Origin of the sequence: Candidatus Pelagibacter sp. HIMB1493 (assembly GCF_052047995.1) — a bacterium.
Lineage (GTDB): Bacteria > Pseudomonadota > Alphaproteobacteria > Pelagibacterales > Pelagibacteraceae > Pelagibacter.
Map to the genome: position 1 here is coordinate 1,172,311 of NZ_JBNAIP010000001.1, position 12,321 is coordinate 1,184,631.

Annotated in this window: 15 protein-coding genes; 6 read left to right on the forward strand and 9 right to left on the reverse strand. The window is 29.5% G+C overall.

The window, feature by feature from the left end; translation table 11 throughout:
• Positions 1 to 19: 19 nt before the first annotated feature.
• Genes ACTTBK_RS06220 through ACTTBK_RS06230 form a run of 3 tightly spaced genes read left to right on the forward strand, consistent with a single transcriptional unit; the run spans position 20 to position 2,784 of the window.
• Positions 20 to 730: an SDR family NAD(P)-dependent oxidoreductase gene (locus ACTTBK_RS06220; RefSeq protein WP_440619128.1), complete on the forward strand. Its 711-nt coding sequence runs from the start codon at positions 20 to 22 to the stop codon at positions 728 to 730.
• Positions 705 to 1,796, forward strand: a complete 1,092-nt coding sequence (locus tag ACTTBK_RS06225) for a PQQ-dependent sugar dehydrogenase (protein ID WP_440619130.1) — start codon at positions 705 to 707, stop codon at positions 1,794 to 1,796. The genes ACTTBK_RS06220 and ACTTBK_RS06225 overlap by 26 nt, the downstream gene beginning before the upstream one ends.
• Positions 1,797 to 1,800: 4 nt before the next feature.
• Positions 1,801 to 2,784 carry an MBL fold metallo-hydrolase gene (locus ACTTBK_RS06230; protein WP_440619131.1) on the forward strand — a complete coding sequence of 328 codons (984 nt, stop codon included), beginning with the start codon at positions 1,801 to 1,803 and terminating at the stop codon, positions 2,782 to 2,784.
• On the opposite strand, the gene ACTTBK_RS06235 is transcribed toward ACTTBK_RS06230, so the two are convergent.
• From ACTTBK_RS06235 to hemC, 8 genes are all read right to left on the reverse strand, one after another.
• Positions 2,785 to 3,576, reverse strand: a complete 792-nt coding sequence (locus ACTTBK_RS06235; protein ID WP_440619132.1) for a TauD/TfdA dioxygenase family protein — start codon at positions 3,574 to 3,576, stop codon at positions 2,785 to 2,787.
• A gap of 8 nt (positions 3,577 to 3,584) precedes the next feature.
• Complete coding sequence (locus tag ACTTBK_RS06240) at positions 3,585 to 3,857, reverse strand: SHOCT domain-containing protein (protein WP_440619134.1); 273 nt, start codon at positions 3,855 to 3,857, stop codon at positions 3,585 to 3,587.
• Positions 3,858 to 3,860: 3 nt separating this feature from the next.
• Complete coding sequence (locus ACTTBK_RS06245) at positions 3,861 to 4,064, reverse strand: hypothetical protein (protein ID WP_262589965.1); 204 nt, start codon at positions 4,062 to 4,064, stop codon at positions 3,861 to 3,863.
• A gap of 79 nt (positions 4,065 to 4,143) precedes the next feature.
• A complete protein-coding gene (locus ACTTBK_RS06250; RefSeq protein WP_440619135.1) occupies positions 4,144 to 4,989 on the reverse strand; it encodes a bifunctional 5,10-methylenetetrahydrofolate dehydrogenase/5,10-methenyltetrahydrofolate cyclohydrolase in 846 nt (281 codons plus the stop codon).
• An 8-nt stretch (positions 4,990 to 4,997) separates the two neighbouring features.
• Positions 4,998 to 5,288 (reverse strand): YggT family protein, encoded by a 291-nt coding sequence (locus tag ACTTBK_RS06255; RefSeq protein ID WP_440619136.1) that lies wholly within the window; start codon positions 5,286 to 5,288, stop codon positions 4,998 to 5,000.
• A complete protein-coding gene (locus ACTTBK_RS06260; protein WP_262589969.1) occupies positions 5,285 to 6,370 on the reverse strand; it encodes a mechanosensitive ion channel family protein in 1,086 nt (361 codons plus the stop codon). The genes ACTTBK_RS06255 and ACTTBK_RS06260 overlap by 4 nt, the downstream gene beginning before the upstream one ends.
• Positions 6,371 to 6,372: 2 nt before the next feature.
• Positions 6,373 to 7,071, reverse strand: coding sequence for a uroporphyrinogen-III synthase (locus tag ACTTBK_RS06265; protein WP_440619137.1), 699 nt, complete (start codon positions 7,069 to 7,071; stop codon positions 6,373 to 6,375).
• A gap of 1 nt (position 7,072) precedes the next feature.
• The gene (gene hemC, locus ACTTBK_RS06270) at positions 7,073 to 7,990 is read right to left on the reverse strand and encodes a hydroxymethylbilane synthase (protein ID WP_440619138.1); all 918 of its coding nucleotides are present in this window, start codon (positions 7,988 to 7,990) and stop codon (positions 7,073 to 7,075) included.
• 55 nt (positions 7,991 to 8,045) lie between these two features.
• Here hemC and tsaD point away from each other — a divergent pair, with 55 nt between their 5' ends.
• The 3 genes from tsaD to acs are packed head-to-tail and all read left to right on the forward strand — an operon-like array spanning position 8,046 to position 11,612.
• Positions 8,046 to 9,119 carry a tRNA (adenosine(37)-N6)-threonylcarbamoyltransferase complex transferase subunit TsaD gene (gene tsaD, locus ACTTBK_RS06275; RefSeq protein WP_440619139.1) on the forward strand — a complete coding sequence of 358 codons (1,074 nt, stop codon included), beginning with the start codon at positions 8,046 to 8,048 and terminating at the stop codon, positions 9,117 to 9,119.
• The gene (locus tag ACTTBK_RS06280; RefSeq protein WP_440613629.1) at positions 9,119 to 9,532 is read left to right on the forward strand and encodes an EVE domain-containing protein; all 414 of its coding nucleotides are present in this window, start codon (positions 9,119 to 9,121) and stop codon (positions 9,530 to 9,532) included. Before tsaD ends, ACTTBK_RS06280 begins: the two co-directional genes overlap by 1 nt.
• Positions 9,533 to 9,545: 13 nt before the next feature.
• Entirely contained in the window at positions 9,546 to 11,612 is a 2,067-nt protein-coding gene (acs, locus tag ACTTBK_RS06285) for an acetate--CoA ligase (RefSeq protein ID WP_440619141.1), read from the forward strand.
• Here the strand turns inward: acs and ACTTBK_RS06290 are convergent.
• Positions 11,609 to 12,232 (reverse strand): esterase, encoded by a 624-nt coding sequence (locus tag ACTTBK_RS06290; protein WP_440613627.1) that lies wholly within the window; start codon positions 12,230 to 12,232, stop codon positions 11,609 to 11,611. The two genes, acs and ACTTBK_RS06290, sit on opposite strands and share 4 nt — an antisense overlap.
• Between the last annotated feature and the right edge of the window lie 89 nt (positions 12,233 to 12,321).

Sequence of the window (12,321 nt, forward strand, 5' to 3'; positions counted from 1 at the left end):
ATAACTAATAAAAATTTTTATGTCAGAAAAATATCTTATTTTTGGTGCAACTGGCTCGATTGGATCTAGTTTAGCAGAACAATTAAAAAATTCAGGAAATGATATTCATTTAGTTGCAAGAAATGAAAGTGAACTTGCTCCAATTGTAGAAAAGCTTGGGTGCTCACATACTATCGTAGATGTTCTTGAAGAAGGTTTTGTAGAAAAAGTTAAATCAGATATTTCTGAAATCAAAGGATTGGCCTACTGTGTAGGATCTATAGACTTAAAGCCACTTAGAATGATTAATGAACAAGATTTTCAAAAATGCATGAAACTTAATCTTTATTCTGCTGTAGAGGCTATCAAGGGATATCAAGAAAGTTTAAAAAAAAATAAAGGTTCAATTGTAATGTTTTCAACTGTTGCAGCACAAAGAGGTTTCACCAATCATGCAATTATAGCTTCAGCAAAGGCAGCTGTTGAAGGTCTGACTGTTTCTTTAGCTGCAGAATTTGCTCCAAACATAAGAGTAAATTGTGTGGCACCAAGCTTAACAAAATCTAAAATTGCTGAACCAATGTTAAAAAATGCTGCTTTAGCAGAAGGTATTGCAAAAGCGCATCCATTAAAAAGATTAGGGGAAGGAAAAGATTCAGCATCACTTGCTAAATTTTTACTTACAGAAGATAGTTCTTGGATCACTGGTCAAGTTATAGCTGTAGATGGCGGTAGATCTAAACTTTCATAAAGTGAAAAAATTTATTTTTATATTTTTTTTTATTTTAATTTCTGCAACAGCAAATTCTAAAAATTATAATTTTGAAAAATTAGGGTCTTTTAGTGAACCATGGGGTTCAAGTTTCATCAATAGTGAAGAATTAATTGTTACAGAAAAAGGTGGCAAAATTAAAATAATAAACATTGTTTCAAAAAATATTTCAGAAGTTGAACATAATTTAAACTATTTTGTTCATGGTCAAGGTGGTCTTTTAGATATTATTCATAAAGATAAAAAATTATGGATTTCATATTCAGAAAATAGAGGAGACTGGAAAACCAGTACCTCAATTGCAAAAGCAGATTTAAATAAGAATTCTTTAAATTTTAAAAATATATTTCAAGCTGAACCACCTATTGAGTCTGGATATCATTTTGGATCAAGACTTGCTATCAAGGAAAATTATTTATTTGCTTCTGCAGGTGAAAGGGGCATGAATATGATTGCTCAAGATCCAACTCAACATCCAGGAAGTATTATTAGAATAAATTTAGATGGAACTATTCCAAAAGATAACCCTAAGTTTGAGAAAAAGCCAGATTGGCTTCCAGAGATATACCAGATTGGAGTTAGAAATCCTCAGGGTTTAACTTTTTCAGAATTTGATGGAAAAATTTATATGAGCAATCATGGTGCAAGAGGTGGTGATTGGTTTGGAGAAGCGAAAAAAGGAGAAAATTATGGTTGGAAAATTTTAGGGTGGGGAGGAACAAATTACTCTGGAACTAAAATTGGTCCAAAATGGAAACCAGGATTTACAAAAGCCATTCAATATTGGGTTCCATCAATTGCTGCAAGTGCTATTACAATTTATAAAGGTAAAGAGTTTGAGGAATGGAATGGTCACGCATTAATTACTTCTCTTAAAGATAAATCTTTAAGAAAATTAATATTTTCAAACACATCTAAAATCAAAGATGAAATTATTTTTAAGGATAAAATTGGGAGAATTAGAGACATACAAGTTCACCCAGTTGATGGGAAAATTTACTTTTTAGCTGGAGATGATTTGTGGCTAATGGAAAAAAAAAATTAATAAAATGAAAGAAAAACCTTATCACCACTTATCAGATGGAACTTTTCGAAATCCTAAGGGTTCACCTGTTGTAATATCTAGATCAGGTAAATTTTCTTATAGAACTTTCAGTAAATTAAGAAAAAATATTAGTCTTAATTTTCCAAAAGAGCATATTGTCAAAAAAGAAAAAGTTAAATCTGATTTAGAAAAATACAAAAATGATGATTACGTTGCCTGGATTGGGCATGCTACTTATTTAATTAAATTAGGTAATACAACAATTATTACTGATCCTGTTTTTTCAAAAAATGCAGGTCCGTTAATATTTGGACCAAAGAGATTTACTAAACCTGCATTAGATCTTAAAGAAATTCCAAAAATAGATTTATTTTTATTAACTCATAACCATTATGATCATCAAGACATGTCAACTATCAAAAATTTTCCATACAAGGATGCAAAAGTATTAGTTCCACTTAACCTTGGAAAATATTTTAAGAATTATGAAGATGTAAATGAAATGGATTGGTATGATCACAAAAATATAAATAGTGATTTAAAAATAACCTTACTACCAGCAGTTCATTGGTCAAAAAGAAGTCTAACAGACACAAATAAAACTTTGTGGGGGAATTTTTTAATTGAATATAAAAATAGAAAAATTTTATTTGCTTGTGATACTGGTTATGGAAATATCTATAAAGAACTAGGAGAAAAATATGGTCCGATTGATCTTACTATGATCAACATTGGAGCATATAATTTTAAACCAATGTTCGATAAAACTATTTACCATACAACCCCAGAAGAAGCTTTAAATGTAGCAAAAGATCTTAAAAGCAAAAAAGTATTAGGAATGCATTGGGGGACTTTTGTTTTATCTTTAGAGCCAATTATGGAACCACCAATACGATTTAAAGATAATGCAGAAAATTATGGATTTAAAAGAGAAGATGCAATTACATTTAATATTGGAGAGGTAAAATCCTTAAACGAATTATTATAACTACAATATAGTTATTCTGTGCATAATTCTATTACCTTTAAAAGGGGTAGCTTGGTGGAGCATGGATCTATTGTCCCAAATAGCTAACTGATCTTTTTCCCATTCTAATGAGTATTGAAACTTTTTTTTAACTTGGTGCTTAAATAATTGTTTTTTAACTTTTTCAGAATTTATTAAATTTGGAGAAAATCCTACAAGATGTCCGGGGCTGCAATAAATCGTATTTTTAGAGTTTATCTTTTTTATAATTTTATGAATAGATTTCAATTCTTCAATCTTTCTACCCTTCTCTTTTACTCTTTCTCTTGTAGTAACTGAAATTGGTCCTTCAGAAGAGTACCTTCCCTTCACTTTGAGTAATTTATTTTTTATTGATTTAGGCAAATAATCATAAGCTAAGTATTGAGAGGAAAATTCAGTATTTGCTCTACCCTTTTTAGGAACTAGTTTAGAATAAAGCATTGTAAATCTAGGTGGTTTTTTTGTGTAAATTGAGTCTGTGTGAAACTGTTCTCCAAAACTAGGTCCCTTATCTGTTGCTTTCCTTTGAACGACAGTAATTTGCTTATATTTCTTACTTAATCCTTTTAGTCTTGGATAATTTGCTAATTTCCCAAAATGTTTAGCAAACGCTATATAATGTGAAGAATTTAGTTTTTGTCTTCTAAAAAAAATCATACCATAAAGCTCAAGTGCTTTTAAAAAAATTTTAAAATCTTTTTTAGAAATTTTTTTAACGTTACCAATAATCTCAGCCCCAATATTTTTTTTATTGGGAATAATCTTAAACATGTCTAAATTTAATTATTCAGTAATTTACTTTTAGCTTTTTCAAACTCTTCTTGAGTAAGAGCTCCATTTTTATACAACTCATTTAATTTAGAAATTTCAGAACTTAGATCGTTACTATTTGAAGGTCTAATTACTGTTTCTGAATGTGATTCTGTGTCCTCAGGTTTATTTGGTCGATTATCAACTTTAGCCTTAAAACCCTTCATAATTGCAGAACCACCTAAGTAAAAAACAAATCCTAAAATTGGCACTGCTAAAGCAAAAAAAATAATTTTTTCCATTAATTAATCCTCATCCTCATCTCTCCAACCTTTTTCGTACATCAAATATCCAGCTAAGATAACAGAAAAAACTCCAGCAATCATTCCAAAATCAAAACCAACTTGTTTATTATATAAATACCAACCTAATTGAGTAGCTCCAATTGGAACAGCAGTTAATAAGATCATTATTATTGCAATTCTGTATTCGTATTTAGGTTTTTTCATCTAAAGTAGCTTATCAAATACAACAGTAATTAAATCAGTTTAAATATCCTTGAGACAATTAAACTTATATAAAAAGTCTTTATTTTTGGGATCTTTTAAAACACTCAATTGTGTTTTTTAATAAACAAGCGATAGTCATTGGCCCCACTCCACCTGGAACAGGAGTTAAAGCTTTTGCATTTTTTGAAACATCTTCAAAATCAACATCTCCAACAATACCTTTATCAGTTTTATTGATACCAACATCAATTACTATTGCATCTTTCCTTACCCAATCTCCTTTTACAAGCTCAGGTATTCCAACTGCTGCAACAATTATATCAGCTTCTAAACATTCAGCTTTTAGATCTTTAGTTTTTGAATGGGTAATTGTTACGGTACAATTTTCTTTCAAAAGTAATTGCGTCATTGGTTTTCCATTTAAATTTGATCTACCAACTACTACTGCTTTTTTTCCACTTAAATTTGGTTCAATTTTTTTAATTAACAAGTAACAGCCAAGAGGTGTACAAGGAACTGAACTTTCATAACCCGATGAAAGATTTCCTACATTCATTGGATGAAAACCATCTACATCTTTAGAAGGATCAATTGCCTCAATAACTTTTTGCTTATCTATATGTTTTGGTAACGGCAATTGAACTAAAATTCCTGATACTGTTTCATCTTTATTTAATTCTTCAATTTTTTCTAAAACAGTTTTTTCTTCAACACTATCTGGATATTTAATTACTTCTGATTTTAACCCTACTTCATTTGCTGATTTTTCTTTATTACGAACATAAATTTGGCTTGGAGTAAGATCTCCAATTAATATTACAGTTAAACCAGGAACTTTATTATATTTGGATTTAAGTCCTGATACTTCTTGTTTTAATTCTTCTCTTAATTCAGCTGCAGCTTTTTTTCCGTCAATTAAAATCATTTTACTTTCTAAAATATAATTGGTGCAATGTAGAGCTTCATACACATTTCAATAAACCAAATCAATAGAAGAAGAACGATTGGTGAAATATCTAGTGATCCTAAATTGGGTAAAAAACGTCTAATTTTATTAAGTATTGGCTCAGTTAATTTATAAGTAAGCTCTAAAATTGAGTAAACAAATCTGTTTTGAGTATTTAAAACATTAAATGCTATCAACCAGCTTATAACTACATTTGCTATTACTACATAAGAATACAGTTTTAAAATCTGTAAAACTAAATAAAAAATTGCTATCATTTTTTCTCAACATAAATTGACTGACTTGGGAAAGCAAAAGAGGCCTTATTTTTTTCTACAATCTGCTTAATTTCAATTGCTAATCTCTCTTTAACTTCTAGTGAATTACTCCAACTATTTGAATTGGTAAAACATCTCACCAATAAATCTATGGAACTATCAGAAAACTTCTCAATTCTAACCGCAACCCCAGTTGATTGATTAAAGTCTTCACTGTTGTTTATATAACTTTCAATTTCCTCTCTTATTTTCTTTAATTGATCAATTGTAGAATCGTACTGTAATGTAATTATCCATCTAATTCTCCAATTGGATGTTTCGCTAACATTAACAACAGCATTTTCTGCAAATTGAAAATTAGGAATAATCGCTAGAGATTTATCAAACTTTCTTATTGTTGTTGATCTAAAACCAATTTTTTCAACTGTACCCTCAATAATCCCATCCACTGCAATCCAATCTCCAATTTTAAATCTTTTTTCAACTAATACTAAAATTCCAGAAATTAAATTTTTAAATAAATCTTGTGCTCCAAGTGCAACAGCAACTCCAAACAAACCAAGACCAGCAATAATTGGTCCAATTTTAATACCCCATAATTCTAGTACTGCAGCTAATCCTAAAATAAATATTAAAATCTTAAGTGATTTAATTATCCAACCAATAAGTTCTCTAGTTAAAAGTTTATCTAGTCCACTTAAGATATATGAAATAGGTTCTATAATTTGGTGAATAACCCAAAAAATTAATATCGTAATTAACGTTCTATTAATTGTGTCAACTACTTCCCTACCCTCTGTTGAAAAGGTCATGTAGTAACTCGCTATAAAGAAACCTAATACAATTGGTAAAAATCTAGCTGGACCAATTAATGACTGAACAAAAGTATCATCTAATTTGTTTGTTGTTCTTTTTGAAATAATTTCTAATTTTTTTATAATTAATTTACTGATTAACCCTCTAAAGACTAAAAAAAGTAAGAATATCCCTATTCCAATTAAAATTTGAAAAATATCAACACCAAGTATTCCTTTATTCCAAACAGATAAAAATATTTCAGAAAAATTATTTATTAATTCCATACCTAAATTTTATATAACAAAAACTCTTCTTCTCCAGGATTAAAAAGAAATATCTTTTTCCATTTGATTTCATTCAATATTGACGAGGTTTTTTCACCTATACACATTAAGTTTGTATTCATCCAAAGGTTTTCTGTTTGATAGATTTTTATAAAATTTAAGAAACTAGAGGCACTATTTTGAGAATAAACATAAACAATATCAGGTATATTCTGCTTTAATTCGTTAACAAAATTTTCATCAAAATTTTCTGTATGATTTACTTTATAATTAATAATACGTTTAACAGCATACCCTTCTTTTAATAATTGTTGGTCTAAATCAGTTGTTATGATCTCACCACTTATATAAAGAAGTGGAGTTTCTTTTAATTCATAATTTTGAAAAATTAGTTCTTTAAGATTTGAAACATTTCCTTCTGCAGCAATTGTATTTTGAAATCCTAAACTTCTAGCTTTTTTTTCTGTAGCACTACCAACACAAAAACAAATTAATTTTTTATTTAAATTTTCTATATTTAAATTTTTTACTGCATTAGAACTTGTAAATATTATACCACCATAATCATTAAAGTTAATTTTTTCATGTTGAACATTTTCAACATTTATTAATGACAGGTGAGAAACTTTATGATCTAAAGATTGAAACTTAATTATCATTTCTGAACAATCTTCTATAGGTCTAGTTAACAAAATATGCATTTTACTTTTTATATGAATTATTTGATTTAATTTTTAAAGTTTTACCAACTTCTGTTCCAATTTCTTTAAACATATCAATATTACCAGATTTTTTTTCATAAAATATTTGAGAACCGTCTAATGAGAATAGTTCAGCTTCAACTGTTATTCTATCCCCTTCTATAATTGAATGAGCACCTATTGCAGTTTCGCAATCACCTTCCAATACCTTTAAAATGTTTCTCTCTATGTGAGCTCTCATATAAGTATCTTTGTGATTTATTTTTTCCAAAACTTTTATAATTTCATCATCATCATCTCTACACTGTAAAGCAATAATACCTTGGCCTGCACTTGGAATAATTTGATCAGTCGAAAAAATTTCAGAAATTTCATTATCTAAATTTAAATACTTTATACCCGCATAAGATAAAACTATTGCATCATAAATACCTTCCTTTAGCTTTTTGATTCTAGTATCTACATTTCCTCTTATTAATTTACAGTTAACATCTGATCTTATTTTTTTAATTTGAAATTCCCTTCTATAAGATGAGGTTCCTACTGTTGCATTTTGTTTTAATTCCTTAATATTTTTGTTGTCATTTGTTATTAAAATTTCTCTTGGATCTGTCCTTTGTAAAAATGAATTAGTTCTAAGTCCTTCAGTTTCGATGGCTGGCATATCTTTTAATGCATGTACCGCTATATCAATTTTTTTTTCTTTCAGTTCTTTTTCAATCGTACTAGAAAATAAACCCTTACCACCGACCTCTGATAATCTTCGATCCTGAATTTGATCACCTTTTGTGGTTATTGTTTGAATAACAATCTGATCATCTGGTAAGTCTAAAGTTTCAATAATTTTATCTTTAGCTTTTTGCGCATAAAGCAAAGCCAATTTACTTCCTCTTGAGCCTATTATAATTTTTCTATTCATTAAAAATTTATTTCTTACTTGTATTGAGATTGTACAATTATTAAAAACTATTTGAATGAGTAAAAAACCCTTAATTCTTGGAATAGAAACTAGCTGTGATGAAACGGCAGCATCTATAATAACTGAAAATGACAAAGGAATTCCAACAGTTTTATCTAATATTGTTTCTAGTCAGGTTGATGTTCACAAAGAATTTGGGGGTGTGGTTCCTGAACTAGCAGCAAGATCACATATAGAAAAAATAGATTGGATTGTTGAAAAAGCAATTTCAGATAGTGGAAAAAAAATTGAAGAAATTGATGCTGTTGCTTCTACTGCTGGGCCAGGTTTAATTGTTTGTTTGTCAGTTGGTTTAAGTTTTGGAAAAGCTTTCGCAAGCGCAATTAATAAACCTTTTATAGCAGTTAACCATCTTGAGGGTCATGCATTAAGTCCTAAGTTAAATTCTCATTTAAATTATCCCTATCTATTATTATTAATTTCAGGAGGTCACTCACAATATTTAAGTGTTCAAGGTCTTGGAAAATATAAAAGATTGGGAACAACTATTGATGACGCATTAGGTGAAGCATTTGATAAAACAGCTAAACTTTTAGGAATTGAATTTCCTGGTGGACCACAAATCGAAGTTTTGGCAAAAAAAGGAGATCCTGAAAAATATGATTTGCCTAAACCAATTTTTAATAAAGGTGGATGTAATTTATCTTTTGCAGGATTAAAAACCGCAATTTTAAAAATTGCAAAATCTATAAAAACAGATCAGGAAAAATTTGATTTAGCAGCCTCTTTTCAAAAGACAGTTGAAGAAATTCTTTATAAAAAAACAAAGATAGCATTTGAAGAATTTGAAAAAGAAAATAAATTAAAAGAAAAAGTTTTTGTAGTTGCTGGGGGAGTTGCTGCTAACAAAAAAATTAGATCAATGTTAATTAATTTATGTGAAGCTAATAATTATGAAAGTATATTTCCACCAATAGAACTTTGTGGAGATAATGCTGCAATGATTGCAATGGTAGGTCTAGAAAAATACAAATTAAATGAATTTAATACTTTGGACTATCCAGCTAAACCAAGATGGCCTTTAGATGAAAAAGCTGCATTTTTGAAAGGTGCAGGAGTGCAACTGTAATGAACTATTGGTTATTAAAATCTGAACCAGATGTTTGGTCAATTGATCAACAAATTAAGGCTGGAAAAAAAGGAGCACCTTGGGATGGCGTTAGAAATTATCAAGCAGCAAACAATCTAAAAAGTATGAAGAAGGGTGATCTATGTTTTTTTTATCACTCTAATATTGGCAAAGAAGTGGTTGGGATAGTAAAAGTAATTAAAGAACACTATTTAGATAAAACTGATAAGACTGGAAGATTTGTTGCAGTAACAGTCCAATTTAAAAGTAAGTTCTCTAAACCAGTGACCCTTGAAAATATCAAAAAAAATAAGGATTTGAGCGATTTAGCGCTTATTAAACAAAGTAGACTTTCAGTAATGCCAATTGATGATAAAAGCTGGAAAATTATAAATAACATGAGTAAAATTTAAAAAAAAATATTCCATGCCAAAAAAAAAGAAAAAAGCTAAATCTAAAAAAAAAACTAAAACAAGAAAGAAAACTGCAGTTAAGAAAAAAACTAAAGTTAAAAGAAAAAAATCAAAAAAAATTTTAAAACAAAGTGAAAAACCTGCTCCTGAATTAATTATAAAAACTAAACCTGAGTGGATCAAAAGTAGTTTGGCCAACAAAACTAAATACGAGCAAAAATATTCTCAATCTATAAAAAATAACGACGAATTTTGGAAAAAAGAAGGAAAAAGAATTACTTGGATTAAACCTTATAAAAAAATTAAAGATGTTAAATACAGTTCTAAAGAAGTAAAAATTAAATGGTTTGAAGATGGAACGCTAAATGCATCTGCAAACTGTATCGATAGACATCTAAAAGATAAAAAAGATAAAACAGCAATAATTTGGGTTGGTGATGATCCAAAAAATAGTCAAAAAATTACATACAAACAGCTTCACCAAAAAGTTTCTAAAGCGGCAAATGGTTTAAAAAAATTAGGCATTAAAAAGGGAGATCGGGTTACAATTTATCTTACAATGATACCAGAGCTTGCTATTTTAATGTTAGCATGCGTTAGGATTGGTGCTGTCCACTCAATTATTTTTGGAGGTTTTTCAGCAGACTCTATTTCTGGAAGAGTGAATGACTGTGAGTCAGAATATATAATTACAGCAGATGAAGGTGTTAGGGGAGGAAAAACTATTCCATTAAAAGAAACAACTGATGAAGCATTAGAGAGTTGTCCTAATGTAAAAAAATGTATTGTTGTTAAACGTACAGGTAACTCAGTTAGTTGGAATTATGATAGAGACGTTTGGTATCATGATTTAATTAAAGATGTTCCTTCTCAGTGCGAGCCAGAAGAAATGAACGCTGAAGATCCTTTGTTTATTTTATACACATCAGGTTCAACTGGAAAACCAAAGGGAGTTTTACACACAACAGGTGGATACATGGTGTATGCATCAATGACTCATCAATATATTTTTAATTACAAACCTAAAGATATTTATTGGTGTACTGCAGATATTGGTTGGGTAACAGGTCACAGTTATATTATCTATGGTCCTCTTTCGAACGGTGCAACGACTATAATGTTTGAAGGAATACCAAACTATCCTGATAGCTCTAGATGGTGGCAGATAGTAGATAAATACAAAGTAAATACATTTTATACCGCACCTACCGCAATCAGAGCTTTAATGAGGGAAGGTGATAAGCCTGTCAAAAAAACATCCAGAAAATCTTTAAAATTACTTGGAACTGTTGGTGAACCAATAAATCCAGAAGCTTGGATGTGGTATTATAAAACAGTTGGAAATTCTAAGTGCCCGATCGTAGATACGTGGTGGCAGACAGAAACAGGAGGGATATTAATTGCCCCTCAAACAGGTGCTATTCCTTTAAAACCTGGCTCTGCAACAAAACCATTTTATGGAATTAAGCCTATGTTAGTTGATAAATCAGGCAAAGAGATAAAAGGGCCTGGTGAAGGAAGACTTTGTATAGCTCAATCGTGGCCTGGACAAATGAGAACAGTATATGGGGATCATCAAAGATTTATAGATACTTATTTTTCTCAGTTTGAAGGTAAATATTTTACTGGTGACGGATGTCGAAGAGACAAGGATGGATATTATTGGATTACAGGCCGGGTAGATGATGTAATTATTGTATCAGGACACAACTTGGGTACTGCTGAAATTGAAAGTGCATTTGTGGCTCATCCAAAGGTAGCAGAGGCAGCAGTTGTGGGTTACCCACACGATATTAAGGGTAATGGACTATATTGTTATGTAACATTAAATGCTGGTGAAAGAGAAACTGGTGAACTCGAAAGAGATCTAAAACTTTGGGTTAGAAAACAAATTGGTCCTCTTGCTACACCTGACTTAATTCATTTCACTCCGGGACTTCCAAAAACAAGGTCTGGAAAAATTATGAGAAGAATTTTAAGAAAAATTGCTGCAAATGAACATGGTCAATTAGGAGATACAACTACATTAGCCGATCCTAGTGTTGTAGATAGTTTGGTTGAAAACAGAAAAAATATTTAGAACTGTATTCTGTCTTTAAATTCTTTTTTAATAACATCCCATTTTAAAATAACGGAATTTAAGACTATTTTTCGATCAAGAGTTTTTAATTCATCTGCTATTGGAGCCCATTTGTACATTGCCAAAGCACTTGGATTGAAAGGACGATCGTTGTGATACTTTTCCCAATCAATTTTAATTAATCTTTCATCAAATTCTTTTTTTGCTTCTTCAATAATATTCAAAGGCATATTATTTGTTGTTTCATCATCTAAAATTTTTAAAAAAATTTCCTTAGCTTTATCTAATTCATTATAACTAGAATTAACTTTTAAATAAGAAAAAGTGAAAAATGTTAAATCTTGAAGAGCAACAGAATAAATATTCCATTTAGCTTCATTGACAGACTTCATAAATTCATCATTATCAAAATGAAGAACATACCTTGTCCCCATTCTAGTTTTTAAGTAACTATAAAGTGTAACTTGAGATACCCAGGCAGATTTTGTTTGGATAAACTCCTCTAACTCATCTAAAGTTTTAATTTTTGTTTTAGGAATAAAAGCTTTAAACAATGAAAAAAAATAAACTTTGAAATCACTCAAAGATAAATCTTTCCAACTTAATTTTTTTTTATCCATAAAAAGTTAATTTTATTGAAAATATTAGAAAAAATTAACCTAATACGGCTAATTTTACACTTTTATTCTCTTTCATAATGGTTAAGGTT

What these genes read in the sequence shown, in the direction of transcription:
- ACTTBK_RS06255 (WP_440619136.1), bottom strand. Translation starts at nt 5,288, where the DNA reads ATGATAGCAATTTTTTATTTAGTTTTACAGATTTTAAAACTGTATTCT.
- ACTTBK_RS06235 (WP_440619132.1), bottom strand. Translation starts at nt 3,576, where the DNA reads ATGTTTAAGATTATTCCCAATAAAAAAAATATTGGGGCTGAGATTATT.
- ACTTBK_RS06250 (WP_440619135.1), bottom strand. Translation starts at nt 4,989, where the DNA reads ATGATTTTAATTGACGGAAAAAAAGCTGCAGCTGAATTAAGAGAAGAA.
- ACTTBK_RS06290 (WP_440613627.1), bottom strand. Translation starts at nt 12,232, where the DNA reads ATGGATAAAAAAAAATTAAGTTGGAAAGATTTATCTTTGAGTGATTTC.
- hemC (WP_440619138.1), bottom strand. Translation starts at nt 7,990, where the DNA reads ATGAATAGAAAAATTATAATAGGCTCAAGAGGAAGTAAATTGGCTTTG.
- ACTTBK_RS06220 (WP_440619128.1), top strand. Translation starts at nt 20, where the DNA reads ATGTCAGAAAAATATCTTATTTTTGGTGCAACTGGCTCGATTGGATCT.
- ACTTBK_RS06240 (WP_440619134.1), bottom strand. Translation starts at nt 3,857, where the DNA reads ATGGAAAAAATTATTTTTTTTGCTTTAGCAGTGCCAATTTTAGGATTT.
- ACTTBK_RS06280 (WP_440613629.1), top strand. Translation starts at nt 9,119, where the DNA reads ATGAACTATTGGTTATTAAAATCTGAACCAGATGTTTGGTCAATTGAT.
- acs (WP_440619141.1), top strand. Translation starts at nt 9,546, where the DNA reads ATGCCAAAAAAAAAGAAAAAAGCTAAATCTAAAAAAAAAACTAAAACA.
- ACTTBK_RS06245 (WP_262589965.1), bottom strand. Translation starts at nt 4,064, where the DNA reads ATGAAAAAACCTAAATACGAATACAGAATTGCAATAATAATGATCTTA.
- tsaD (WP_440619139.1), top strand. Translation starts at nt 8,046, where the DNA reads ATGAGTAAAAAACCCTTAATTCTTGGAATAGAAACTAGCTGTGATGAA.
- ACTTBK_RS06265 (WP_440619137.1), bottom strand. Translation starts at nt 7,071, where the DNA reads ATGCATATTTTGTTAACTAGACCTATAGAAGATTGTTCAGAAATGATA.
- ACTTBK_RS06260 (WP_262589969.1), bottom strand. Translation starts at nt 6,370, where the DNA reads ATGGAATTAATAAATAATTTTTCTGAAATATTTTTATCTGTTTGGAAT.
- ACTTBK_RS06230 (WP_440619131.1), top strand. Translation starts at nt 1,801, where the DNA reads ATGAAAGAAAAACCTTATCACCACTTATCAGATGGAACTTTTCGAAAT.
- ACTTBK_RS06225 (WP_440619130.1), top strand. Translation starts at nt 705, where the DNA reads ATGGCGGTAGATCTAAACTTTCATAAAGTGAAAAAATTTATTTTTATA.